General features: G+C 38.2%; 26 protein-coding genes and 1 pseudogene. 14 read left to right on the top strand and 13 right to left on the bottom strand.

All coding sequences use genetic code 11. The annotated features are described in order from the left end of the window. Positions 1-7 precede the first annotated feature (7 nt). The 4 genes from gntK to ACE198_RS16475 form a co-directional block, all read right to left on the bottom strand. Positions 8-1552, bottom strand: a complete 1545-nt coding sequence (gntK, locus tag ACE198_RS16490; protein ID WP_375376274.1) for a gluconokinase — start codon at positions 1550-1552, stop codon at positions 8-10. Further along, on the bottom strand, positions 1552-2277 hold the full coding sequence (locus ACE198_RS16485) for a GntR family transcriptional regulator (protein WP_098575865.1): 726 nt from the start codon (positions 2275-2277) through the stop codon (positions 1552-1554). The genes gntK and ACE198_RS16485 overlap by 1 nt, the downstream gene beginning before the upstream one ends. Before the next feature lie 202 nt (positions 2278-2479). Continuing rightward, the gene (locus tag ACE198_RS16480; RefSeq protein ID WP_375376273.1) at positions 2480-3115 is read right to left on the bottom strand and encodes a hypothetical protein; all 636 of its coding nucleotides are present in this window, start codon (positions 3113-3115) and stop codon (positions 2480-2482) included. A 575-nt stretch (positions 3116-3690) separates the two neighbouring features. Next, positions 3691-4032: a YqzG/YhdC family protein gene (locus ACE198_RS16475; RefSeq protein WP_375376272.1), complete on the bottom strand. Its 342-nt coding sequence runs from the start codon at positions 4030-4032 to the stop codon at positions 3691-3693. A gap of 154 nt (positions 4033-4186) precedes the next feature. Here ACE198_RS16475 and ACE198_RS16470 point away from each other — a divergent pair. From ACE198_RS16470 to ACE198_RS16460, 3 genes and pseudogenes are all read left to right on the top strand, one after another. After that, positions 4187-4663, top strand: a pseudogene (locus ACE198_RS16470) (GNAT family N-acetyltransferase); the annotation flags it as partial. Positions 4664-4672: 9 nt separating this feature from the next. Next, a complete protein-coding gene (locus tag ACE198_RS16465) occupies positions 4673-5245 on the top strand; it encodes a GNAT family N-acetyltransferase (RefSeq protein ID WP_375376284.1) in 573 nt (190 codons plus the stop codon). Positions 5246-5360: 115 nt separating this feature from the next. After that, positions 5361-6779 carry a tetratricopeptide repeat protein gene (locus ACE198_RS16460; RefSeq protein WP_375376271.1) on the top strand — a complete coding sequence of 473 codons (1419 nt, stop codon included), beginning with the start codon at positions 5361-5363 and terminating at the stop codon, positions 6777-6779. A gap of 93 nt (positions 6780-6872) precedes the next feature. On the opposite strand, the gene ACE198_RS16455 is transcribed toward ACE198_RS16460, so the two are convergent. Continuing rightward, complete coding sequence (locus ACE198_RS16455) at positions 6873-7103, bottom strand: hypothetical protein (RefSeq protein WP_257148588.1); 231 nt, start codon at positions 7101-7103, stop codon at positions 6873-6875. A 153-nt stretch (positions 7104-7256) separates the two neighbouring features. On the opposite strand from ACE198_RS16455, the gene ACE198_RS16450 reads away from it, so the two are divergent. Then, a complete protein-coding gene (locus ACE198_RS16450) occupies positions 7257-7712 on the top strand; it encodes a DUF2269 family protein (RefSeq protein ID WP_098575860.1) in 456 nt (151 codons plus the stop codon). Between the two features lie 78 nt (positions 7713-7790). Here the strand turns inward: ACE198_RS16450 and ACE198_RS16445 are convergent, their stop codons facing one another. Beyond that, positions 7791-8567 carry an alpha/beta hydrolase gene (locus tag ACE198_RS16445; protein ID WP_375376270.1) on the bottom strand — a complete coding sequence of 259 codons (777 nt, stop codon included), beginning with the start codon at positions 8565-8567 and terminating at the stop codon, positions 7791-7793. A gap of 499 nt (positions 8568-9066) precedes the next feature. On the opposite strand from ACE198_RS16445, the gene ACE198_RS16440 reads away from it, so the two are divergent. Continuing rightward, positions 9067-10311, top strand: a complete 1245-nt coding sequence (locus tag ACE198_RS16440) for an MFS transporter (protein WP_098575858.1) — start codon at positions 9067-9069, stop codon at positions 10309-10311. Between the two features lie 77 nt (positions 10312-10388). On the opposite strand, the gene ACE198_RS16435 is transcribed toward ACE198_RS16440, so the two are convergent. After that, positions 10389-11900: an ATP-binding protein gene (locus ACE198_RS16435; protein WP_375376269.1), complete on the bottom strand. Its 1512-nt coding sequence runs from the start codon at positions 11898-11900 to the stop codon at positions 10389-10391. Between the two features lie 426 nt (positions 11901-12326). Here ACE198_RS16435 and ACE198_RS16430 point away from each other — a divergent pair, with 426 nt between their 5' ends. Beyond that, entirely contained in the window at positions 12327-13958 is a 1632-nt protein-coding gene (locus ACE198_RS16430) for a M4 family metallopeptidase (protein WP_375376268.1), read from the top strand. A gap of 458 nt (positions 13959-14416) precedes the next feature. Beyond that, positions 14417-14638 (top strand): hypothetical protein, encoded by a 222-nt coding sequence (locus tag ACE198_RS16425; protein ID WP_098575855.1) that lies wholly within the window; start codon positions 14417-14419, stop codon positions 14636-14638. 57 nt (positions 14639-14695) lie between these two features. On the opposite strand, the gene ACE198_RS16420 is transcribed toward ACE198_RS16425, so the two are convergent. Further along, complete coding sequence (locus ACE198_RS16420; RefSeq protein WP_375376267.1) at positions 14696-15205, bottom strand: DoxX family membrane protein; 510 nt, start codon at positions 15203-15205, stop codon at positions 14696-14698. 294 nt (positions 15206-15499) lie between these two features. Between ACE198_RS16420 and ACE198_RS16415 the strand changes: the two genes are divergently transcribed. The 3 genes from ACE198_RS16415 to ACE198_RS16405 all read left to right on the top strand — a co-directional run bounded on the left by ACE198_RS16415 (position 15500) and on the right by ACE198_RS16405 (position 17573). Next, entirely contained in the window at positions 15500-16207 is a 708-nt protein-coding gene (locus ACE198_RS16415; protein ID WP_375376266.1) for an MBL fold metallo-hydrolase, read from the top strand. Between the two features lie 12 nt (positions 16208-16219). Continuing rightward, a complete protein-coding gene (locus ACE198_RS16410; RefSeq protein ID WP_375376265.1) occupies positions 16220-16792 on the top strand; it encodes a TetR/AcrR family transcriptional regulator in 573 nt (190 codons plus the stop codon). 175 nt (positions 16793-16967) lie between these two features. Continuing rightward, positions 16968-17573, top strand: coding sequence for an exonuclease domain-containing protein (locus ACE198_RS16405; protein WP_251461012.1), 606 nt, complete (start codon positions 16968-16970; stop codon positions 17571-17573). A 102-nt stretch (positions 17574-17675) separates the two neighbouring features. Here the strand turns inward: ACE198_RS16405 and ACE198_RS16400 are convergent, their stop codons facing one another. Both ACE198_RS16400 and ACE198_RS16395 read right to left on the bottom strand, forming a co-directional pair. Then, positions 17676-18101, bottom strand: a complete 426-nt coding sequence (locus ACE198_RS16400; RefSeq protein WP_375376264.1) for a VOC family protein — start codon at positions 18099-18101, stop codon at positions 17676-17678. A 201-nt stretch (positions 18102-18302) separates the two neighbouring features. Beyond that, the gene (locus ACE198_RS16395; RefSeq protein WP_375376263.1) at positions 18303-18827 is read right to left on the bottom strand and encodes a DinB family protein; all 525 of its coding nucleotides are present in this window, start codon (positions 18825-18827) and stop codon (positions 18303-18305) included. Positions 18828-19075: 248 nt separating this feature from the next. Here ACE198_RS16395 and ACE198_RS16390 point away from each other — a divergent pair, with 248 nt between their 5' ends. The 4 genes from ACE198_RS16390 to ACE198_RS16375 all read left to right on the top strand — a co-directional run bounded on the left by ACE198_RS16390 (position 19076) and on the right by ACE198_RS16375 (position 22117). Continuing rightward, positions 19076-19564: a hypothetical protein gene (locus ACE198_RS16390; protein ID WP_375376262.1), complete on the top strand. Its 489-nt coding sequence runs from the start codon at positions 19076-19078 to the stop codon at positions 19562-19564. A 207-nt stretch (positions 19565-19771) separates the two neighbouring features. Further along, entirely contained in the window at positions 19772-21172 is a 1401-nt protein-coding gene (locus ACE198_RS16385; protein WP_375376261.1) for a hypothetical protein, read from the top strand. Positions 21173-21193: 21 nt separating this feature from the next. Next, a complete protein-coding gene (locus tag ACE198_RS16380) occupies positions 21194-21580 on the top strand; it encodes a VOC family protein (RefSeq protein WP_375376260.1) in 387 nt (128 codons plus the stop codon). A 144-nt stretch (positions 21581-21724) separates the two neighbouring features. Further along, positions 21725-22117 (top strand): globin domain-containing protein, encoded by a 393-nt coding sequence (locus tag ACE198_RS16375; protein WP_251459401.1) that lies wholly within the window; start codon positions 21725-21727, stop codon positions 22115-22117. Between the two features lie 45 nt (positions 22118-22162). On the opposite strand, the gene ACE198_RS16370 is transcribed toward ACE198_RS16375, so the two are convergent. The 3 genes from ACE198_RS16370 to ACE198_RS16360 all read right to left on the bottom strand — a co-directional run bounded on the left by ACE198_RS16370 (position 22163) and on the right by ACE198_RS16360 (position 25344). Continuing rightward, positions 22163-23458, bottom strand: coding sequence for an ABC transporter substrate-binding protein (locus ACE198_RS16370; RefSeq protein WP_375376259.1), 1296 nt, complete (start codon positions 23456-23458; stop codon positions 22163-22165). Positions 23459-23548: 90 nt separating this feature from the next. Next, the gene (locus ACE198_RS16365; protein WP_098575844.1) at positions 23549-24376 is read right to left on the bottom strand and encodes a carbohydrate ABC transporter permease; all 828 of its coding nucleotides are present in this window, start codon (positions 24374-24376) and stop codon (positions 23549-23551) included. Then, positions 24376-25344 (bottom strand): carbohydrate ABC transporter permease, encoded by a 969-nt coding sequence (locus tag ACE198_RS16360; protein WP_098575843.1) that lies wholly within the window; start codon positions 25342-25344, stop codon positions 24376-24378. Before ACE198_RS16360 ends, ACE198_RS16365 begins: the two co-directional genes overlap by 1 nt. Positions 25345-25349: the final 5 nt, after the last annotated feature.

The raw sequence follows: 25349 nt of genomic DNA, 5'->3' as shown, positions 1-25349 counted from the left end.
CCAAAATTTATTTGTTTCTATTAATTAATCCTCTTTGATAATTGGCAATCCGTGTATAATCTTCTTCTAAAACTCTCGATAAGTTTATAAAGATTGGCAGTAATTCTCTATACTCTTTTGCTGCCTCTTCTTTAGGCGTATGTTTGTGTGTACTTCCAACCATTTCAGAAACAACATCAAACGAATCGATTTTTCCCGTAGCATATAAACCTAAGATACAAGCACCCAGGCATGAACTTTCGTAGCTTTCTGGAACAACTACTTCGAGGTCGAAAATATCGGACATCATTTGACGCCAAACCTCTGACCTCGCAAATCCTCCTGTTGCTTGGATTCGTGTCACTGAACCTTCCATGCATTCAATTAATGCTAGAAATACTGTATATAAATTGTAAATAACTCCTTCCAGGGCAGCGCGAATCATATGTTCTTTCTTGTGCGCCATCGTTAAGCCGAAAAATGATCCGCGTACATCTGGATTCCATAATGGCGCCCGTTCACCCGCTAGATATGGATGAAATATCAATCCATCTGCTCCCGGCCGTACACCTTCTGCGATTTTTGTTAGTACTTCATATGGATCAATGCCTAATCTTTTGGCGGTTTCCACCTCGGAAGCGGCAAATTCATCCCGTACCCAGCGGAAAATCATCCCGCCATTGTTAACGGGCCCGCCAATTACCCAATGTTTTTCTGTTAATGCGTAGCAAAAAATGCGACCCTTCTCATCGGTATGCGGCTGATCAATAATAGTCCGAATTGCACCGCTTGTCCCTATAGTGACCGCAATCTCCCCTTTTCGAATCGCATTTACCCCAAGATTGGAAAGGACTCCATCACTGGCACCAATCACAAAAGGTGTTTGAGGATCTATCCCCATTTGGTGTGCTAATTCTGGGTCACAGTTGGTAAAAATCTCAGTTGTTGAGACAAGCCTAGATAACTGTTCACGTGAAATTCCAGCGATTTTTAATGCTTCCTGGTCCCAATCTAGTTTTTTGAGATCCATCATGCACATGGCTGAAGCAAGGGAATGATCGACAACGTATTGGTCAAAAAACTTTTTAAAGATATATTCCTTTATCCCGATATATTTTTTCGCTTTTTTAGCTATCTCTGGACGATCATTCACAATCCAAGTAATTTTGCTTAATGGCGACATCGGGTGAATCGGCGTTCCTGTCCGTTTGTAGACCTCATGTCCATTTAATTCCTCTTTTATTTTATGGCTCCAGGCCTCACTGCGATTATCTGCCCATGTGATGCACGGTGTCAGCGGTTGATCATTTTCATCCATAGCAATGAGACTATGCATGGCACTGCTAAAAGAAATAAACGAAATTTCTTTTTGTGGGTGATGCTTCATAATATTTGAAATCGCTTTTACTACAGCCGCAAAAATCTCTTCTGGGTCCTGCTCAGCTGTTGAAATATCAGGTGTATAGAGTGGGTAACCAATATTCTCTTGTTGGATGACTTCACCTTTTTCACTAAATAAAACGGCTTTTGTGCTAGTCGTGCCGATGTCTAACCCCAACATATAGTTTGTCATTATTCTTGCTCGACTCCTTTAGAAAGCATTTGTTGAGACCGCCACAGGTCTTCTACTTTTCCTTGAACATCATCAAAATTTTGATGTAAGGATAGAATCATGAGGTCTCTATTTTTTGCATCGATCGCATCAATATATAATTGATGATTTTCCACAATGCGCGGAAAGTCTTCGTATTTTTCCTTGAACCGGGACCGCATCGATAAAAGGATGAAAGCCTCCATTACTGGTTTGGCATTATTCCAGATCATCGTGATGTAAGAATGATTGATTGCCCGAATAATTGTTTCGTGGAATAGGAGATCTTGATAGGCAAACTCATCTGCATCGTGATATTTGATGGCTATTTTCATCATCTCGAGTATTTTACTCAGTTCCTTAACTAATGATGTAGTGTCTAATTTTACAAGACGTTCATATACAAACGATTCAATCAGTAATCGGACATCATAAATTTCAACTATTTCTTTGCTGGTTAAACCAATGACAACCGCACCCATTCGCTCTAACCGGATTAAATTTTCAGAAGCAAGGGTTTTTAATGCTTCGCGAATCGGTGATCGACTCACATTAAAATCAGCGGCTAACTTATTTTCTGATAGGATGGTGCCGCTTTCAATTAGACCAGAAATAATCTGCATCCTTAGCTCATATGTTACCCGATCTCCGACTGAAGCTTTCGTGAGCCATTTGGTCGGATATAATAAATCCTTTGATTCTATCATCGCTACACCTTCTTTATTGAATACGAGTACACTTGTATACAAGTATTATAGGCCGAATTTGAAAAAATGCAAGCGCTTTTTTTTCGCTTATAAAAAGGGAGGAAGGTGTATTCATTATTCTTAACGAATTTAATAAAAATAATGTCAGCAAAAAGGAAGGATATGATGGGGAATCTAGCTATTCGGAGCAGGGGATTTGAGGCTATGAGGAACTGTAGCCAAAAGGTATCTTTGGCAATTGGGATAATCTTTTATCAATAATTTCTGTCAGCATGAGGAGCAGAATTGATAAACCTACATAATAGGGGATGTCCCACCAGACCAGGCTACGAAGAATTCCAGCATTAATAAGCATTAGATTCACTACATACATAAGGAAACCCGTGAAAATATATTTGATCCAATTCCTTTTTAAGCTAAGTTTCGTCAATAGACAATAATACAGACTGTCACATAAATAGAAAATGGCACCCAAGGCAATCGAGTCACGGCCAGGATTTTCGAACCAACCAGGGGAGTATATTCGATTCGAGAAAAAAATAATCCATATCCAATTTAAATGAAAAACAGCAATTAAGGTGGCCACAACCGGTAAAGCAAAGGCATTTGAAACAAACGCGCCCAAATTGTTGTCATAGAATTCATTAGCCTTGATAAAATTCGGATTATAATTGTAACAGGCTAAGAAATTATAGATGACAGTCTCAATCAGAAAAGCCCCACCTATATTTGTTAATAATAAGTATAGTGATTGAGTGTTTCTTTTTTTGAATAGTATAAAACTAAATAAACTGATGCTTAGAACAAGTAAAGCATAATACCAATATGAGTTATGCATAACATTCACTCCGATTAACTGGTTAATTTAGTTTGTTCCTAAGAATTGGAATCTATGCAATTCTGCCAAAAAGCAAAGAACCACTAAGAGTTGAAGACTCTTAGTGGTTCTCTGTTTTTGATTCAATATTATTGATTAATCCGGTCAAACCCAACAACCGTCCAAATCCCTGTAGAATCTTGTCTTACAAGTCGTTTTAGGTACACCCGTCCAGCCATAAATTCTAAATGTAGGAAGGTGAGTTGAGCCATCTTCTCGAATTTTTATAAATGAATTTAAGGATAAGCTGATTTTTAAATGAGGAGTTTTTGAAAATATAAAAGAGGTGAAGTGGATTGTAGCAATTGAAAGAAGGAGTGGTTGTTAGAAATGAATTTTCAAGCATTCCATATTCATGGATTCATCATAAGAAACTGAATAAAAGTATTTACATCATGCTGCCAGGCCTTGGATATACGACCCAACGTCTGGCATGTTTTTGAATCACATTATAAATATTCTTCATGTTAATTATCAGTTTGCTAAGAATAATTGTATCATTGGCGACCAGGGCCATCATTTTTTTTGAAAAAGGACTATCTCGAGGTTTCCTGAAAAGTTACCTTGATGACTTTTTCCGTCACTTTATTAAATTCTATATTGACGAAGACACCGAATTCTTTATTCTTATCTTTTAACCAAAGCTTAAACTTTTCGGTGGAGGTTTGCGGTCCGCTTGTTCTTCCAATGTGAAGATAATCAATGATCTTGGCTTGCGGATACTTTTTATGGGTTTCCTTCAACGCCAATGTACCCCACTTTGCATATGGAGGAATCGGTTTTTGTTGCGCAGATCCTATATTTATGGCTGTCAGTGGACTTATACTTCCAGAGAAGCAGAGGATAGAAATAAATAAACCAATTAAAACTTTTTTCATGAGATAACCTTCTTTGTTTTTGCTCTTATCATTTCTTTTTAGATAATAACTTATGTAGAATTTTATTAAGCACTATTTGTTAAATTTCAACAGAAAAGTACTGAGCCAGGATGTGGTCGAGTTCTTGGCTGTTAGATTTGCGGAGGGGATTATTATGGAGTTTAAATTACTAACTGCTTCTGATGCAGAAAGCTATTGGGCGCTAAGGTTGGAAGCACTAAAGCAGAATCCGGAAGCGTTCTTAACGAGTTACGAAGATGCTTTAAAAAGAGAAAATCCGATTGACCAAGTTGTCCGTAATTTTAATGCTGAAGGGAATTATACATTTGGTGCATTTGAACAAAAGAGTCTAATTGGAGTTGTCACTTTATTACATGAGAATGCTGAAAAAATTCAGCATCGGGCCAATATTTTTGCGATGTATGTTACCCCTAAGAAGCAAGGTAGGGGTGTGGGGAAAGCATTAATGACTGAGGCCATAAATAAAGCCAAATCGATTCCAGCGATTGAAAAAATAAATTTATCTGTGATGGCAAGCAATGATAAAGGAAAACAACTTTATCGTAAATTAGGTTTTCAAGTATATGGATTCGAGGAAAATGCCTTCAAAGTTAATGGAATCGATTATAATGACGAACATATGGTATTGCATTTAAGAGCAAGAGAAGAAAAGTCTGTCTTTAAAGGTGAAAAAATCTATATTAGACCGTTCTCTAAAGAAGATGCCGTGCCACTCCTTCAATTAAATAAAGACAATCGTCACTTTTTTGAAAAATTTTCGATGGAACGCAGTGAGGACTTCTATACAGTTGAGGCGCAGCTGAAGCGAATCCAGACGTATCAAGAAGAGTGCAGCATGGATCAGAGCTATGTATTTGGAATTTTTACAAATGAGGGCTGCTTAATTGGAACGATAAATTTATTTCACCTTCTTAGAGGCTCACTTCATAGTGCGTTTATCGGATATTTTTTAGATGAAAAGCATAATGGGCGAGGCTTTACAACAGAGGCGGTTAAATTGCTGGTGGATTATGCATTTAAGGAATTGAAATTACACAGGATAGAGGCCGGAGTCATGCCGCACAATATTGGTTCCATTCGTGTATTGGAGAAATCCGGTTTCCATAAAGAAGGAGTAGCTGTGAAAAATGTGAAGATAAACGGAAAATGGGAAGATCATCAGGTATTGGCCATTATTAACCCGAATGATTAGGAGGCTAAAAAGGGAGGTCCCGGTTAAAGGACCTCTTTTTGCGTTTATGGTATAATAAAGTCATGAAGGTAAAATGTTTTAATAGCTGTATATTACGATAGGGGGCAGATGCAGAATGGATAACAATCAAATAATGCCAACCGAAATTTCGATAAAAAATAAAAAACATATGGTAAAAGGAAATGTAATAAGGGCCGTCGTATATGCAAGGAGTAAAGTAATCCAACTTAGTACGGTAGATCAAGAAAGATATTATCTTATTTACTATAATAATGCCCTTATTTTTGGTGGAAAGCTCGACCAAGTCGAGAAAGGAACATTTATATATAAAGCGACTCAAGAAGGTATTACTATTGAATTTCCGCATCCAATCTTACGTGCATTAATCCCCGAAGAAACCGTAACTATTCCCAATAAAAGTAACCTTTTTTCTCGACTTCAACTCGATTACTCACCACAGGAAATGGTCTATATACTAACCACACTTGACTCTTTTTTCGAAAAAGAGCAACTAATCAAGGCTATTGATAAGGTTTTCTTCCACTTTAGAAGAAACGGTAAATTTCTAAAATCCTTTCAAATCCTTCAGATGTTAGCTGATTTCGCACCGAACTTCAAATCAGCACAAGAACGTTTGACCGCCCAAGAATTTAGTTCATACCACCATTTTTACCATTCCTCAAGTTTACCTGCAATCCTATCCAAGGACCCCCTATATGTAGAATTGAATTGCTTCAAAAATCGAACCAATCCAGAAGAACAAAAATGTTTAGAAGAAATAGTGAATAAACAAGACGGTTTAGTTGAGTTATTGCTATGGTTAGAAAATACCGAGAAACTTATAGGGACTAAATCGATCGAGAAGTATACAGGCAGAGCCTTACGCTTTGTGACGATGGAAGAATGGATGCTGATTTTGGCACAACTGAATATCAATCCCTTTCGAGTGCTGCCTGATTCAGAATCTGTCATCAACAAAATGCTTCAAGCTGGTAATTATGAGAAAACTGCCCTATGCTTATTCAGATTTATCAATGACCTGCCAGCCTCCTTCAATGCCAATCTCCTAATAATTTGGGATCATTCTGACTCGACATTTGTCATAGAACATTTTGATGAATTTATTAAATTGTTGCAGCACTTGCCACATTCAGAAAAAACTAGGCGCTTTGAACAAAAGGTGTTCCAATGTGCTGAATTCCTCCTTAAAGAGCATGACCTTAAAACCGTGTATGAACAACTCAGCCCTATACAAATGGTAATCCCGGGACTGGAAGTGATGAAAAAGATAAGTGAAATGGTTGGATTATTAGAGAATCCTGATCGGATGATGGAATTAGGTGATTATTATGCGGAGTTCAAACAATTTGATCAAGCGATCGATTGTTTCTTTTGGGAAATGGAACTCGATCCGCAAAATCCTGCTCCTGTTCGGAAAATCAGTAAGATGTATCAATCAAAAGGGATGATTCAAGAAGCAGCCGCCTATCAAAAGGTACTTACACAATTAAAAAGTAATCAAGAAACTGGATGATGTCCTATCTCATCAAAACTAGGTGCACAAGAAAAGGTCATCAGAGAGAGTTCTGATGGCCTTACGTGTGTGTTATACTTTTTCATCAATAAACTAAATTCTATTCTTCACATCTGCTCTAATTGATTCGATGATATTCTCGGATAAATTAGCCGGCAATGACACTCCGTTCTTAAAGACCCAAGCATTCACTACTTCGAGGTCCCCTTTTTTAAAAGTAATACTATAATCTTGATCCTGGTAGGTAAAATCAGCGGTTACTTCTTCTTGATCGTATGCCTCTTCATCAACAATCATATTAAAAATTTCATAAGGTTGTTTCACAGAAAAGCTCCTTTGTATATTCTTTTTGTAAATAGGGTTAACTTTAAAAATTTGTTTATTCAAAAGGAGCCACAAAAACTACTATATTTCACTTTAATATATTAATTAAGAATATGATAAAATGGGGATGGAGTGAATGGAGGTTGGCAGCAATTGATTACTATCTATAAAATCCTTGTTTTCATACATATTTTTTCAGCCATCCTAGGGATGGGGCCGGGATTCATATTAACAACCGTGGTTAAATCTGGAAAAAACATGACCGAATTAAGACATTCCTATAAGATTAGACATAAGTTGCACATTTTTGTCATGATTGGCGGCACGCTTTTATTAATTACAGGGTTAAGTATGGGGCTCCTTAACCCAAGCCTATTTAAGATGGGGTGGTATGTAACAAGTCTGATTCTTTTTTTGGCAGCCCTTGCCATTGGTCCGCTTGTCCTATCACCTAGGTCAAAACCAGTAAAAGCACTTTTAGAATCTCATAAAGGCGAAGAAATCCCAGCGGAATATTGGCGTTTATCAAAAATACTCTTCCAATTTGAAAACCTGGAAAATATCATCTTTTTAATCATCATCAGCTTGATGATCTTAAAACCATTCTAATTGGGTTATATTGGGTGTCAGGCACTATGTGAATTTTTCACATGGTGCCTGACACCCTTCTTTTCGAACTTCTTCGTATTAATCTGAAAATATGTAGGAGAGTACGGCCGGAATTCTTTTTCTAAAGAATGGATAAGCATGTTCCGCATCCTCGACAAGCTGAAAGTGAAAATCGTGTATTTTTTCATTCAATATTTCGTATACACGATTGGTAAGGTCAAGGAAAACTTGATTCATTTCTTCATCTGCACCCACTTCTCTTGTGCCAAAATCCATATAAAACTTTTCGATTTTAGATAAGTCTGATGATCTTAACAGGTTTTCAATTTCCTCTTGATTTCGATAAAATCCAGGTGATAAAGCTGCGATTCTTTTAAAAATATGCGGATAACGGCAGGCTGCATAGGTGGAGATTAATCCACCCAATGATATTCCAGCCATCGATGTATGATTTTCAATGGTACGGTACTTCTCATCAATTAACGGTTTCAGCTCGTTCACAATAAAATCAATATATTCTTCACCGCGGCCGCCAGATGGACTGGCGTATCCTAAGATTTGTTTGCTTACCTCTCCATGACCCCATGGACAGTATTCATTGACTCGTTCCTCCCCCTCAGGATTTAGATCAATTGCAACGACAATGATCTCAAGCCCATGCTTATCCAAGTAATCTTTCATTCCTAAAGATACCCCTTTGATGGCCCCTTCATCTTCAAAAACATTTTGTCCGTCATGCATATATAAGACTGGGAATCTTTTATTTTCCTCTCTGTAACTACTAGGCAGGTATACTCTAATCAGTCGTTCTTGTTTAAAAGAGCACATATAAACAGGGAATTTTTCTAACACCATAGCCGCCTACTTTCATTTTTTTTCTATTTAAAATTTACCATAATTTTCATCGGATTCGTTGAACTATATTCGAAACTGCGACAAAGTATGATTAAGAAGGAGTTAGATATAATCAAATAACAAGACTTGAAGACTAACAGGTACCAATAATTATATTAATTTAATTGAACCTATTAGTTTAGAATATCTTGGATTTACCTAAACTAATAAGGGGTTCAGGTGATTTTCATTGGTATACACCGTTTGACAAACTTCGCTATTGATTCTTCGAGTTGAATCGAGTAGTATGGAAAATACGATAAATGAAAGGGTGACCATAAGGCCAATGATTCACTAAACCTATTAAAAGAAAAAAATTCGGATAATTAAACGAACATATTTCTGGATAGGGTTAGTGCGGGCTTTTATAGACAAAAGGGAGTAAAAGGTACTTGGTGTACTGTGCCCTTTTGCTACATAAGTACCTCCTGTCCAGATAATTGGATGAGGAGGTTTTTTTATGGAAGAAACAAAATCAAACATTACCATGGGGGACTTATTTAGGAATCGTGTCATACGCACAATCTTGCTCTCTACGTTATTCTTGCAAATCGGTATTTGGGTACGTAACTACTCCATTTTATTATTTGTGATTGAGAAAACAAATGAAGATCCCGTTGCAGTCTCACTGATTTCAGTTGCAGAATTCGCACCAATCTTTCTTTTTTCCTTTATTGGAGGGACTTTTGCTGATAGGTGGCGGCCGAGACGGACGATGATTTGGTGCGATTTCCTCAGTGCGGTGTCTATCTTTATTGTTTTGTTAACACTGGTATTTGGGGGCTGGAAGGTCATTTTCTTTGCAACTCTCGTGTCATCGATCCTTTCACAGTTTTCACAGCCTTCTGGAATGAAACTTTTTAAGCTTCATGTAAAAGAAGAACTAATTCAAATGGGGATGTCGATGTACCAAACGGTGTTTGCGCTCTTTATGATTTTAGGTCCGATTATTGGAACTTTTGTGTATCAGCATTACGGTATAAATGCAGCGATTGCGATTATGGGGATTGCCTTTATGCTTTCGGCAGCGACTCTATTTATGCTTCCACCTGACAGAGAAATTGAGGAAGGCCCTGTTAAAACGACACTTATGGACGAAATGAAGGCAGGATTCCGTTATGTTTGGAATAGTCGAGCGCTAACCTTACTAGGTGGCTGTTTTGCGGCAGCAGGTCTAGGGCTGGGACTGACGCAGCCGCTATCTGTTTTCCTTATTACAGAAAGACTTGGTTTACCAAAAGAGGATTTGCAGTGGTTGATGGCAGCTTTTGGAGCGGGGATGATTTTAGGTGGTGGACTCACGATGGGGTTAGCCAAAAAGACTCCTCCACAAATCTTGCTTGCCATTGGAATGAGCGCTTCGGCACTAGGATTTTTCGCGATGGGGCTATCAGAACAATTGTGGCTGACATTGACCGCGCAATTCATTAGCGGTTTGTTTATGCCTTGTATTCACATTGGGATTAATACAATGATATTGAAAAACACAGAAGAAGCTTTTATCGGTCGAGTCAATGGCATATTAAACCCTATGTTTATGGGGACAATGGTTATTACCATGACAGCGAGCGGATGGCTGAAGAAAACCACTTCTTTGGTAACCATGTACGAATTATCGGCCCTGCTATTTATCGTGGGGGTAATTATTCTCATTCCACTCTTCAAGAATTCAGTTAATCTTTTGAACAAGAGTGAGGAAGTATAAAAGAATGCACATGGTGCCTGACACCCATTTTGTTTATTTTTAAAGCTGCCCTGTTTTCGAGGGCAGCTTTTTTACGCCTATTGGTTGAATACCAATGGGAGTGTAATGATGACTTGTGTTCCTTCATTTGGAATACTGTGGATTAAGATCTTCCCGCCATAGGAGTCGATAATCCGTTTGCAAACAGTTAATCCTAAGCCAGATCCATCTTTCTTGAGTGTAAAGAATGGGTTAAATGCTTGGTTGATTTGATCTTGCTGCATTCCCACTCCGTTATCGGTGACGGTAATTAAACAGTGTTCTGCCTGTTTCTCAAGTGTGATAGAAAGTTTTCCTCCAAAAGGCATGGCTTGCAACGAATTCTTTGTTAAATTAAGAATCACTTGCTTCAACTGGTCTTTGACACAAGAAACGGGTAGATTTTCTTTAGAGTAATTAATGGTTAGCTCCACATTCATAAAATTAGCTTCGGAATGAATGATCGGCTCGATTTCTGTCAGAATGGTATTGACATTATCAGTTTTAAGCGTGTGAGCAGTGGGTTTTCCTAGTACAAGCAATTCACTAACAATACCATTGATTCGATCGATTTCTGTTTGAATTACTTTGAAATAGGATTGGGCCTTCGGATCGTGATATTCCTCGCTTAAAAGTTTTATTAATCCTTTTATTCCGGTTAATGGATTCCGGATTTCATGAGCTGTACTTGCCGCAAGTTTCCCAATTAATTCGAGTTTATGATGTTCCGCTTGAGCATTTTCCCTTTGCACTTTCTTTTTCAAAAGCAAGTATTGGGCCCATAAAAAGATGATATTGGAAATGGTTAAAAAAATCATCAAATATTTAACAAACGATTTCCAAAAAGCTACTCCATTTTCCGACTGGACAAAGACGGATATTTTCCAATTAACATTGGCTATTTTCATACTGGATTTTACCGAGTTCTTTTCAGGTAGGGAACCCGCTTTAAATAAAATCTTGTTTGAATCATCGGTGATAATGACCATTTCGCCATTAACCAGGTTTTTAATGGCTGCTTCAATTTTATCTGTCCGTAAACTGGCAACAAGCACACCCTGCACTTTTCCATGATCGACAATAGGAGTAGCAATTGTGATGATTTGCCTGCCTGTAACCCGGCCAATATGTACGTCCGAAAAACTTGTTTTCTCTGTCTGGATGGCATGTTGAAAATAAGGTTGATCGTTTACATTCACATTTTTAGAATTTGTATTCGTACTAATTAATAAGTCACCTTGGCTATTTGTCCAAAAGAAACCAGATAGACGAGGATCCTTCCCTTTTGTTTCTCGAAGCACTGCTTCCAAATTAGATAGGTTGGTGTTCTGATACTTAAGTGAAGTTGCGAGCATTTCTAATCTGCCAACCGTTTCGTTAAATAAATTTTCTATATTCATTGTGTGGAAGGTGGCATATCGTGCGGCTTTATTTTTATTTTGTGCTTCCAAAATTTTCACTTGGTGTTGGGCTAACACCGAACTAGCGGCTAAAGCGGGAATCAAAGTGAGAAGTAGATAAAGTAGAAATTTATTTTTTAGAATTGACGATAGAACGCGAATGAAAACCAAGTGTAATCTACTCCTCAAGTGTTGTATAGGATTATTCTACTATTTTTTTTAGCACTCGAAAATACATTTTGCTGTTTATTATTGGTAATAGTATGTTTTTATTTAGTGGATTCTAATACCGAATGGATTATTATTATCAATTCATATTATGAAAAGAGTAACTTAAATTAATGTTTAATCGCTATATAAAAAGGTACAAAAAATAAAATAAAAGTTTAGACCCCCGAAAAAATAAATAATAAAATTTTCCCAACGCTTTTGAGAACCTAGCGTTGGGATTTTTAATAGAATAGGTTATTTTTCGTTAGTACTTTCGTTAGTGCCTGACACCATGTCCCCTATTTTTTCCCAATTATCCTAATAGATTCATCGTGTTATGATTATTTTGAAAATTCTATACAAAGAGAAATTAGGAGGCGGTTGGCGATGAAAAAGAGAACATCACTAGTATTAGCATTGGGATTAACAGTGGGGTCTGTGCTGCCAATAACGGCTGCAGCAAAAACTGAACTGTATAATGTTACGGTTCAGAAAGATGCAATGCAGTTTGGTCAGGATGCAAAGGTTCATTGGAAACAAGGTCAAAAGGTACCATCCTTTGTTCATGGAAAGTTATCTACCAAAGCCTATAAAGATAAAGATGCCATTAAGCAATTTTTAAAAGAAAATAAAGAGCTATATCAATTAGATACAGCTAAAGATTTAACTTTACTAGATGTTCAGACGGACGAACTTGGCAGCAAGCACTATAATTTTGTTCAATCGGTTCAGGGGATTCCGGTGGATGGAGCACAGTTTAAGGTCCATACCGATAAAAATGGAATCGTTACGGCAGTGAATGGAGATGTATTTCCAGAAGCATCTTCCTATTTCAAGGGCGCATTAAAAGCTCAGCTATCGAAGGATGCTGCTCTCGATAAGTCTTGGAAATCTATTACAGTAACAAAAGCAGAAACCCTAACCAATGCCGAGGCTGGTCCTACCGGTAAAAAGGTAGAGGATACCGTTGAAAAGGCTGAATTAGTAGTTTATAAGAATGGCGATCAATTTAATCTGGCTTACAAAACAAATCTCCAATTTATTCAGCCATACCCTGCTAATTGGGTTGTTTATGTGGATGCTGTCAACGGGAATATCTTAAAGTCCTATAATGCGGTGGCTGATGGAACAGGAGTAGGTGTCCTTGGGGATACGAAAACAATAAACACCTACTACTCAAGCGGAACTTACTATTTATATGATATTACTAAGCCGATGACGGGTGTCATTGAAACAAGAACGGCAGCAAATCAATCCCGATTACCTGGTAATTATACAGTGGATGCTGATAATAATTTCAACGCTACCGGACAGCGAGCCGATGTAGATGCACACTACTATGCTGGTGTTGTTTATGATTATTATAAGAATACATTTAATAGAAATAGTTTTGATAATAATGGAGCCACTCTTCGCTCCACTGTCCACTATGGTAGAAATTACAACAACGCCTTCTGGAATGGATCACAAATGGTTTATGGAGATGGGGATGGAAAAACCTTCCGTTCGCTGTCAGGTGCTCTTGATGTTGTAGCCCATGAATTAACCCATGCGGTTACGGAAAGAACAGCTGGGTTACAGTACCAATATCAATCGGGTGCCTTAAATGAGTCCATTTCTGACACATTCGGGGTGTTTCTTGATAAAGGTGATTATTTAATGGGGGAAGATGTTTACACGCCGAATACAGCTGGTGATGCACTTCGCAGCCTGTCCAATCCTAAACTTTATGGACAGCCAGATAATATGAGCGGATACGTAAATACAACATCTGATAATGGCGGCGTTCACACAAACAGCGGAATTCCGAATAAGGCAGCCTATTTAACGATTTCAAGTCTAGGGACAGCTGTGGCTGAAAAAATCTACTATCGTGCACTTACAGTTTATTTGACTCCAACAAGTAATTTTAGTGGGGCACGTGCAGCGCTCCTTGCTGCAACAGCTGACCTTTATGGATCAGGCAGCACACAATACAATGCCGTTAAATCCGCTTGGACACAAGTAGGAGTAAACTAAGAAAAGAAAGAGGTCAGCCATCATAAAAGGGGATGGCTGACTTTTTCTTTGAGCAAAAAAAAGGATTGGTGTCAGGCACCAATCCAATAATGGGAAGTTTTAAGAAATGAGTTCTTCAAACCATTTCCGTATTAACTTGAGTTAATCATATGAAAAACTTATGTAGAATTTAGGTGGAACTTGTGTGGAAGTTGTGAAGATTTTATATGTGCAATGTAGTTAAGATGGCATATACTTATAAAAATTTGAAATCTAAATTTCTCCCCATATTTTTACTCGATACTATTAAACTAGCGAATATTTATAAAAATTGCGCCGTTTGTTGGTGGATAAATTTTTTTCTTACCGGGTGTTGTTATTCCCTTTTTTTGCAATATAATAAAAGTAAGGTGTTCACAAAATTGTCAAAATACATTTATCGAATTTACATACAAAATAATTTTTCAGGGGGAAGACATATGATTAGGGCGGCTATTGCTGGTGTAGTGGGTTTTGTGCTTATTTTTATCGAATCGATGATTGTCATGAATCTCAAAGGCCTTGAAACCATTGAGTTTGGCGGCATAGCTCCATTCATAAATGTCTGGGCTATGAATTTCTTTTTCGTCTTTGCTATTCTTACACAGGTAACCAATTGGTACGTGAACAAGGAAAGTTTAGAAGAGGATAATAGCTATTAATAATAAAGCGACGCAATCTGGCATAATGCCCAAGATTGGCGTCGCTTTTTGTTTGGTTTAAACGTTGTGTTTTACGAATTTATTACCTCCAATAGCTGTTTTACGAATGAATGGGATTACCCAACGATCAAGACCGATGCGGCCGGCATTATAACCGGCGAATAGAATAATTGCTCCAATGAAAAGGTCAGTTGGAATATGAGATACAGTTCCTGCTAAGAAGAAAGAGAAGTTCATCACAAGACCAAAGAACATGGCAGCAGTTGTTAAGCATCCAAGAATTAGTCCAAGTCCAACTAAAAACTCGCCAAGTGGAACGATTGTGTTAAAAATATCAACGTTTGGTAATGCAAAGTGTTGTAAGAAATCAACATACCAGCCATAAACTACGCTGCCGTCAGGTCCTTTTACGGGATTAGCAATGGCTCCTTTTAAGAATCCAGAAGCATCGAAACCACCTGCTAATTTGTGGTACCCAGCTGTTAACCAAGAATAACCGATATATAGGCGGAGGACTGTTAAAATTCCTGCGGCAACTTTGTTTTCTCTTAACCAATTTACTACCATGTGAAACACTCCTTATTTATTAAGTTTGTTAATTGTTTTCTACATTGTTACTATAACAAACTTATTTCGAAATCAGGGCAAATTGTTCACTATTTCACATATTCGTAAAAAAGTTTTGAACAAGTTTTGAACGAACACTCCTTTTTCATGGAGTGCTTCGTTAGTATTTTTTGGTATAGGAGATGAATATAGCTTTAAAGTAAGAGTTGAAATTTTTACCAAAAAGGGTCTTGATAAAACTAATGGTATTAGTTATTATAAAACTAACGATATTAGTTAAAGGGGATATGCCAGTTGAGGATGATTAAAAATGGATATTTATATCAAGTCACTTTCATGGCAAGAGTTTTTCCAGTCAACTGCTATTTGGTGGAGGAAGAGGATGGGTTAACGTTAATTGATGCGGCACTAGGTTTTTGCACGAAGGGAATTATGAAGGCCGCGGAATCGATTGGAAAGCCAATTACCAAAATAGTACTGACACATGCTCATGAAGATCATGTCGGTGCGCTGGATTCAATAAAAGAAATGCTGCCAGCAGTACCGGTGTATATTTCGGTTCGCGACAATAGGCTAATGAATGGTGATCGTTCGCTTGACCCTCATGAGGCACAAACCGCGATTAAAGGCGGTGTACCGAAAAAATTAAAAACGAGACCTAGTATTTTATTGAAGGAAGGCGACTTGATTGGTTCGTTAACCGCGATTGAAACGCCAGGACATACACCCGGCTCGATGTCATTTTTAGATTTACGTACAAAGGCGTTGATTGCTGGGGACGCCTTGCAGACACGGGGTGGAATGGCGGTAGCAGGGGATATAGTCCCATGGTTTCCATTCCCAGCCTTTGGTACTTGGAGTAAAGAAACAGCCATGATTAGCGCACGGAAATTAGTGAGTTACCAACCAGAGTTACTTGCGGTCGGCCATGGGGAGATGGTGATGAATCCTAGGAAAGAAATGGAACAGGCAATCAAACATCTTGAACGAAAAATTGGATAGGGAGTCATGACTATGTCACCAAGACCAAAAATCGGTCTCGAATTATCTTTTATTATTGAAGCGGCAGGAGAACTTGCCGACCAGCAGGGGATCCAGGAAGTTACCTTAGCAAACCTAGCGAAGAAACTAGGTATCCGCTCGCCTTCTTTATATAATCATTTCGACGGACTTCCAGGATTACGAAAGAAATTGGCGATCTATGGAATCAATATGCTTTATAAAGTGATGGCAGATGCAGCAATTGGGGTGTCAGGCACCGAAGCTGTCCTCGCGGTAAGTCAGGCTTATGTAGATTTTGCCCGTAGGCATCCAGGAATTTATGAGGCTACTTTACTTGCACCGAATCCAGAAGATGTGGATGTGCAGCAAGCAGGGGCGAAAATCGTTGACCTTTCTGTCCGGATTTTGCAGGCATATCATTTAGAAGGGGAGCGTGCCCTGCATGCTGTCAGGGGCTTGCGCAGTATTTTACATGGATTTTCAGCCTTAGAGCAAAAAGGCGGGTTCAAGATGTCGTTGGATTTGAATGAAAGTCTAATAATTATTATCAAGGCATTTCTTGCGGGGATGGAAGAGGGGAATTAAGTAATGTCGATAGGAAGGTTCACAGTCCAAAGACATAGAAAAATACCTGTCATGGGCACTCTGGAGCACCTCCTCCCCATGAGTACACACATGAAGGTACATTTTGGAGATAGCAGTTCTCCATTGACCTTTGGTATAATGGGATAAAGTTTAGAATTAAGGGATGATCATGTAAATGAGATCAGAAAAATTGGGATTAGTATTAGATGTTGAGACTACCGGGTTAGGGCCAACCAAAGATGAAGTAATCGAACTTGCCTTAAAGTTATTTTCTTATCGAGCCGACACTGGCGAGGTAATCGATATTATCGAAGAAGATTCCTTTTTACGTGAGCCCCTCTCCCGTACAGCAAGGAATAATTATGACTCAGCGTATCGAGTTCATGGAATCCCATATGAAATGGTTCAAGGGAAAAGCTTTTATGATGTAAAAATAAAAACATACTTCCATCGTGCCGATTCCGTGTTTGCTCATAATGCCTCCTTCGATCGAAGCTTTCTTTATCATATGTATCCAGAAGTTAACGATCTGAAATGGTACTGTACAATGAGAAATATCCCTTGGAAAAATTACGGATTTCCCAATGGGAAATTACTCACGCTATTACAAGCACACAACATTACAGACTACCAAACACATAGAGCACTAGATGATATTACATACTTGTTGGAGCTGCTTAAGAAAACAAGTCCGAATGGAAACTATTATCTTCAAGAAGTGCTAGAAAAGTCCCCAATGAGAAAATATCAGCCAGCCGTTTCGCGATCGAAAATGGGTTAAAAAAACTAATCACGCTTGATTAGTTTTTTTGTTAGAATGGCAAAAAAACCCGGTCACATATTAGACCGGGTTCATCTTAATACAACTTGTGTATGTATGAATTTATTGTCTGCCCTCAGTGAAGATTTGGAAGGTTATACCAAATTTATCGATTACACTGCCATATGCCGGGCTGAAAAAAGTTTCTTGAAGAGGCATGGTTACTTGGCCGCCTTGTTGCAGGGCTTCAAAGAATTTATGCGCTTGGTCTGCATCGTTCGTTGAAATACAGATGGTCACTTGATTACCGCTTTGATGTGGTTGGCCAGGGAAAGTGTCGGAAAACATTAATTCTGTTTCGCCCACTTTAATCGTCGCATGACTTATACGGTCTTTCGCTTCAGCTGGTAGTGGAAAATCAGGATTTTCTGGCATCTCTCCGAAAGATTGTGAAAAAAGAACTTGTGCATCTAAAGCGTTTTCATAGAATTGTATGGCTTCCTTCGCATTTCCATCCATCACAAAATAGGGAATCAAACGTAATGTCATAATTAACCTCTCCTCAGTTAAAAAATTATTTTTTCGAGAACCTCTATCCGATAATAGCTGTTGTGGACATTTTGATTTAAGAGTTCCACTTCTTATTATTACCGATAATTCTATTATAAAACGGAGAACTTATGTTCGCAATAATAAAATTAGCGAAAATTGAGTCCGCAGGATAAATTTTCCCACGGACTCGATATTGGTCTATTTTAATAACGGCAGGTATCGGTCACTAATAATATTCAAATGATGGAGAGCGTGGCCTGCGATAATGTAGGCGATGGCACGGGCAGTGACTTCTGTGTTATTGGCAAATCCAATGTTTGTCCAGGCCTCTTCCGGCATATTTTGAATTAAAGTAAGGGTAGCTTTTCTAGTGGCAATAAAGTCTTCGAGAATACTTTTTATGGGTAATTTATGAATTTGCGAGCCTTGAACATAATCATTCTCATTAAAACCCGCCAAAGAGGTCTGGTCCCCACGTCCAACGCGGAGAAGCCGATAACTCATAATTCTTTCTGTATCCGCCATATGGCACAGTACTTCTTTGATGCTCCATTTATTTTCAGCATAACGAAAGTGGCCAACCCCCTCCGATAGTGACTCGAAAAGTTCGATTGTTTTGACCAAATGCTCCTTCAAAAGTAATAATAGATCACCATCAGGAACTAGAGTTACATACGGTTTATAATATTCTGGGTACTCATTTACTAGTGGGCGTTGTAACATTTCAATTTCTCCCTCCTAATTCTAATGACAAAATTGAATTTTCGGATAATCATCCTACATAATTTTACCATAAATCGTAAATAGTGCGTTAAATCTAAATAGGTGTACGGACAGTTTACTTGCTTTTTATACAAAAAAATAGCTACTATATGAAATTCCAATTTAAAGAAAAAAATATTTTTATAAAATCATAAATAGTTTTTTCCAATTCTGTGCATTCTAAAAAGAAAAAGGATTGGCACACATAGATGAGAAAAAATAAAATGATTTTACTCGTTATCATGATCCTGCCTTGGTTATCGATGCCGTTCATGGGGAAACGAACAATCAAGCGTTTATTTCCAGGGGCTATATTTATGTTCATCTGGGTAGCTGTTGAAAGTATTCTCGCCAAAAAAAGAATGTGGTGGCGGATTTATGAAAGGATAAATCCTAGGGTAATTGGCGAATTGCCATTCATGCTGGGGCCATTTTTTGTCGGTTCATTATGGATTTTAAAATGGACTTTTGGTAATTTTATTCGATACCTATTTTTAAATTTAATTTTTGATACTCTTTTTGCTTATCCAGGGATGTATATTTTAAAAAGACTAGGAATTGCCTCTCTTGTAAGACTAAGACCCTCCCAAATGGTTCTTTTATTTATGAGTAAATCAGTGCTCATGTACGGACTTCAGAGCACGGTGACTAGATTGCGTAAAAAACCTAAATCTCTTCTTCAAAGAATATTCTCATAGGAGACACCTTGTGAAACAGTGGGTAGATACTGTTTTCATAGGGTGTTTCCTTTTCTCGTGATGCTATGTCTTTTTAATTGAATCATAGCAAAGGGGAAAATTCTGACCGATTATAAACAAAAGTGGACCTCAGTAGAAGCGATGTTAACGGCCCGCCAAACCGAAAAATGATACAATTAGAATAAATTATTATCATGGGGGGAAATCATGAGTCCATCTAATCCGAACACTACCTCACAGTCGAGCGAAATCGATTTAATTACCGTCCTATCAAATCAAAACAAAGAAGAACTAATTAAGATTATTCTTGACCTGTCAGAAGATTACCCCGAAATTGAAAAACAGTTACTATTTAAATACACTCCTCATAAAGACGAAGTTTCATCTGCGAAAAAACTTATTTCTGCCTCAATTAATGGGGCAAAAAGAAAAGGGTTTATCGATTGGCGTCATGTTGGTCCTGCATTACAGGGTGCAGAATTGACCCTTCAAAAAGCGCGGCATAAAGTAGAAAACGGTGAATACGAGAGTGCGATTTTATTATCACTTGTTGTCATGCAGCCAGTTGTAAAAATGCTCAATTTTGCTGATGATTCAAATGGTTCGATCGGTGATGTTATGAATTGGGCGATTCGAACAATTGACGATGTGGTGATTGCCAGTCTGCCCGTGTTGAATGAAAAAGAGAAGAAAGGTCTTTTTGAGGCGATCATGAAAGAAGCCGGAAAAGTATATTATGATGGCTGGAGTGATTGGCGATATGCATTATTAAAAATTTGCACCTACTATTCTCCTATGAAAGATTTAAGAAAAAAGTTAGAAAAACAGTTGGAAATCCTCCTTGAGAAGACTGAAGCTTCTTGGAGTGACAGATATGAAAAAACACAAATAAAATTACTTCAGCTTGAAATCATTGAACGATGTGATGGGGCAGCCGCTGCGGGAGAATTTATCTATAAAAATATAAAATCTAGCGAATTCCGTGAAAAGGCAATTGTTAATGAACTAGGAAAAGGTGATTTCAAAAAAGTAATTCAACTTTGTTTGGATGGAGAAGAAGCGGATAAAGAATATCGAGGACTTGTCCATAAGTGGCGGGAATACCGATACCAAGCCTATGAATTGCTTGGAGATATTGAACAACAAAAACAATTGGCGAGCAAACTGTTATTCAAAGGTGAATTTACATATTACATAAAACTAAAAGAACTATATACAACAAGTGAATGGGAGGGCGTTTTGAAAAAAACTGTAGCTGAATTTAAAAAAATGGATTATCAGCCCTCAGCATACCTTTCTATCTTACAAGAGGAGAAATTGACTGATGAACTTTTAATTTATTGCCAAAAAAATATTCGAACTATTACAGAACTGTATCCATATATAATTAAGGATTATTTAGAAGAAGTAATTGCCTTGTTTATTAAGTACATTGAGAATGAAGCTGAAGAGGCTACGGATCGAAAAAAATATCGGAAGGTTTGTTCCATTATAAAAACCTACAAAAATGCTTGTGGAACCATTCAGTCGCATAAGCTAATTGGGGAATTAAGAGAAAAGTATATGCGCCGGCCTGCGTTCATAGAGGAGCTCGGGAAAATTAGATAAGCCGACAAGGAGATTAAAACGATGCTGCACCATATAGAAATTAATGTTTCCAATCTAAGCAAAACGATCGAATTTTGGCAGTGGTTTTTAATGGAGTTAGGATATCAACCATATCAAAAATGGGAGTCGGGTATCAGCTGGAAAGATGGAGAAACCTATCTTGTTTTTGTACAAACTGAAGAACGATTTTTGGATGTCTCGTACCATCGTTCACGAGTTGGGCTTAATCATTTAGCTTTTCATGCGGAATCAAGAAAACAAGTCGATCAAATAACAATGCAATTCAAAGAAAAAGGGGTCCATATTCTTTATCAGGATAAACATCCATTTGCCGGTGGAGATACTCATTATGCTGTTTTTTTCGAAGATCCAGATCGTATTAAAGTGGAATTGGTCGCTCCATTCTAGCAGTTTCGGTCTGACCCTGATGCATTAAGATTGGAAACTTTTGTATTTCGCTATTTATAGTGATTTACATCACAAAACACCATCCTTTTTAACATTATAATAATCAAAAACAGAGGGAAAATTAATAGTGGATGGTGACGAAAAGTGGATTACAATTTTAAGTCGATCTATGATGAAATAGGCGGGCAAGAAACAATAGATAAATTGGTCAATGCTTTTTATCCGCGTGTATATGCCGACCCAGAACTAAGACCATTGTTTGAAGGGGATATGGAAGAAATAAAGCGTAAACAGCGGATGTTTTTGCCGCAATTCTTGGGGGGTCCTGCCCTTTACAGTCAGGAGTTTGGACCGCCTGCCATGAGACATCGACATCTGCCATTTGAAGTAACGCCTAGAAGGGCAAAATGCTGGCTTCGCTGCATGAAAGAAGCATTTGAAGAAATTGGACTTGATCAACAACCTGCCGGGCTTGCGTTTTATGACCGGTTAACGCAAGTGGCTGGAATTATGGTCAATAGCCCGGATCGTGAATAATCAAAAGGCTCTTCTCAGATTGAGAGGAGCCTTTTGAATAAAATTCTATTTTTTTAACTTATCCCATGTCGCATCGAGTGCTTTCTCTGCTTCGGCTTTCGATTTTTGGCCGCCAACATACGCTTGAAGAGTCGCTCCAAATTCTTGGCCTGCACCATCCGGATATTTCATGAACTGCCAAGAGTAGGTTTTGCCTTCTTGTGAATATTTTTGAAGTTCTGCACCTAGAGGTCCAATATCTTCCGCTTTTGCTTCAATTGTTTTAAAAGCAGGGATGTACTTGAACTCCTTAACTAGAGCTGTTTTCCCTTCTTCAGAGGTAACCATCCAGTTTAAGAAATCTTTTGCTGCTTTTTTATCCGCTTCAGGAGCTTTGTTATGAACTACCCAGTTCGTTGGAACGTCAACCATTAATTTATCTGCCTGAGCAGCATCATCCGTAAGTGCCAATGGAATAAAGCCAACTTCCATGCCTGGATTTAGTTTATCAAGCATTGGTTGAATCCAGTTACCTTGCTGAATCATTGCCGTTTCACCGTTGGCAAATTGGGTTACTTCCGTGTTGTAGTCTGTTGTTAAAGGATTTTTGTTGCCATATTTGATCGTTAAGTCAACAAGCTTGAAGTAGTCATTGAAGTATTTATTGCCTTCGATTTTCGCTGACCCTTCGTTTAAACCTTGGATGTAGTTCTCGTCATCTGCTTGTTGGTAAGCAAATGGTACGTTTAGACCATGGTTTGCTAAAACCCACCATTCCGCATAGCCGACAGAGAAAGGAGTAATACCGGCAGCTTTTAATTTTTTCGATGCTGCTTCTAATTCCGTAAATGTTTTTGGCAGTTCTGTAATGCCGGCTTTTGCAAATAGTTTCTTATTGTAAGCAAAGCCATAGCCTTCCATATTAACTGGCTGTCCGTAGATTTTTCCATCAATTGTCATTGGCTTTAAGGCATTTTCATAGGCATCTTTTACCCACGGCTGATCGGATAAATCCTCGAATTTATCTTTCCATGTTTGAGCCTCTTGATAACCGCCATTGCCAAAGATATCAGGAGCCTTGTTGGAAGCAAACTTAGCTTTTAATGCTGCAGATCCATCTGCACCGCCACCGACGGTTTCAATATTAAAAGTAACGTCGGGATGTTCTTTTGTATATTGATCTGTTAACGCTTTCAATTGGTCGGCAATTTCAACCTTGCCATTAAAAAGATCGACCACTACTTTGCCGTCTTTCCCGCCACTTTTTTTATCAGTAGATGCACTGTCGCTAGAACAAGCTGTTGCTAATAGTAGTGAAGCGGATAGAACACCTGCAAGTAAAGAATACTTTTTGATCCCCATTAAAATTCCCTCCTGGTATATAAATCTATTTTATATTTGTCTCTGCTATCTGTCATGCAGACAGCAGAGGTTGTTCCTATGGTATATTTTCTACTTGATAGAGCCACTAGTAATTCCTTTAATAATGTGTTTTTGCATCGCAAAAAAGAAGATTAATAATGGAATAATGCCCATGACTAAGGCAGCTAATGCCAAATCCCATTGCTTTGTATACTGTCCAAAGAAGGAGAACGTTGCTAAAGGAATCGTTTTTAACTCCGGATCCTGAAGCACAAGTGATGGTAATAAGAAGTCATTCCAAATCCATAAGCTATTTAAAATCACAATGGTCACTGTAATTGGTTTTAATAATGGAAAGACAATTCTCCAAAACACGCCAAACCTTGAACAGCCATCGATGATAGCTGCCTCTTCAAGTTCAACTGGAATCCCTTTAATAAATCCGTGATACAAGAAAATGGTCATCCCTGAGCCAAAGCCTAGATACATGATGACAAGGCCCCATACGCTATTTAAAAGTCCAAAAGTACTGGCTGTTTTGATAAGCGGAATCATGATCGATTGAAACGGAATGATCATCGCTGCCACAAATATCATGAAAATCACATGGCTAATTTTCTTCCTTGTTCGAACCAGCATATAGGCTGCCATCGAACAAAAGATGACAAGAACTACATTACTGACAACAGTAACAATTAAAGAGTTTGAAAATACTTTAAGATAGTTCAATTTTTCGAAAGCACTCACATAGTTCTGAAGCTCCAGAACCTTCGGCAAGGCTGAGGTGTTAGATAAAATATCTGCGAAAGGTTTCAAGGAGTTTGAAATCACATAATAGAAAGGGACTAAAAAGGCTAGACCAAGCAGGATGGCAAGAATCTCCATTATAAAAGTTTTTCCTGTATACCTGTTTCCCATTAGGACTCGACCTCCTTTTTCTTCGAATACGTCACTTGAATGATGGAAATGGCTGCGACGACAAGGAAGAATATCAGTGCTTTTGCCTCGCCAATTCCGTAACGGTTATTCACAAAGGCTTCTGTATAAATGTTTAGTGCTAACATTTCAGTAGACTTAAAAGGACCGCCATTTGTCAATGACAGGTTTGCATCAAAGACTTTAAAGGATGAGGCAGTAGTTAAAAATAAACAGATAGTAACCGCCGGTGCAACGAGTGGCATGGTTATGTGGCGAAGAATCTGCCATCTATTAGCTCCGTCTATTTTCGCTGCTTCAATTAATTCTTGAGGAACGTTTTGCAGTGCAGCGATATAGATAATCATAATATAGCCTGCACCTTGCCAAACACTGACAATCACAATTCCCCAGAAGGCGGTATTCGCATCTCCTAACCAAGCCATTTCAAAAAGGGGAATCTTTGTTAACTGTCCAATCGAAGCAAAACCCTTTACAAAAATGAATTGCCAGATAAAACCTAATAAAAGGCCGCCGATCAAGTTTGGCATGAAGAAAACGGTTCGTAAGATATTTCTTGTCTTTAGCATTTGTGTGACAAGTAATGCTAATCCAAACCCAATTACATTTGTTAAAAGGATCGCAACAACCGTATATTTCGTGGTGAGTTTGAAGGAATCTTGGAATTGCTTGTCCTCGGTAAAGATGTACTTAAAGTTGTCCAAGCCCACCCATTTGACCGCTCCCGTGATCCCGTTCCAGTCTGTAAAGGCATAATAAATACCTGTAAAAAAAGGAATCAGAACAATCAGGGTAAAAGCTAGCAAAACTGGTCCCACAAATAGTGCAAATAATCCTGCATCTTTCAGTTTCTTGTGTTTATTTAAGGAAACTGACTTCGAAACCGCTGCGCTTCTGTGAACTTCTAAGACGGGGGTTTCTACTTTTTCCAACTTACTTTGGCTATTCATAACCT

It is taken from the genome of Neobacillus sp. KR4-4 (assembly GCF_042136325.1).
GTDB lineage: Bacteria > Bacillota > Bacilli > Bacillales > Cytobacillaceae > Neobacillus.
The sequence above is the reverse complement of the archived record's forward strand: the minus strand, read 5'-3'. Positions and strand labels throughout refer to the sequence as shown.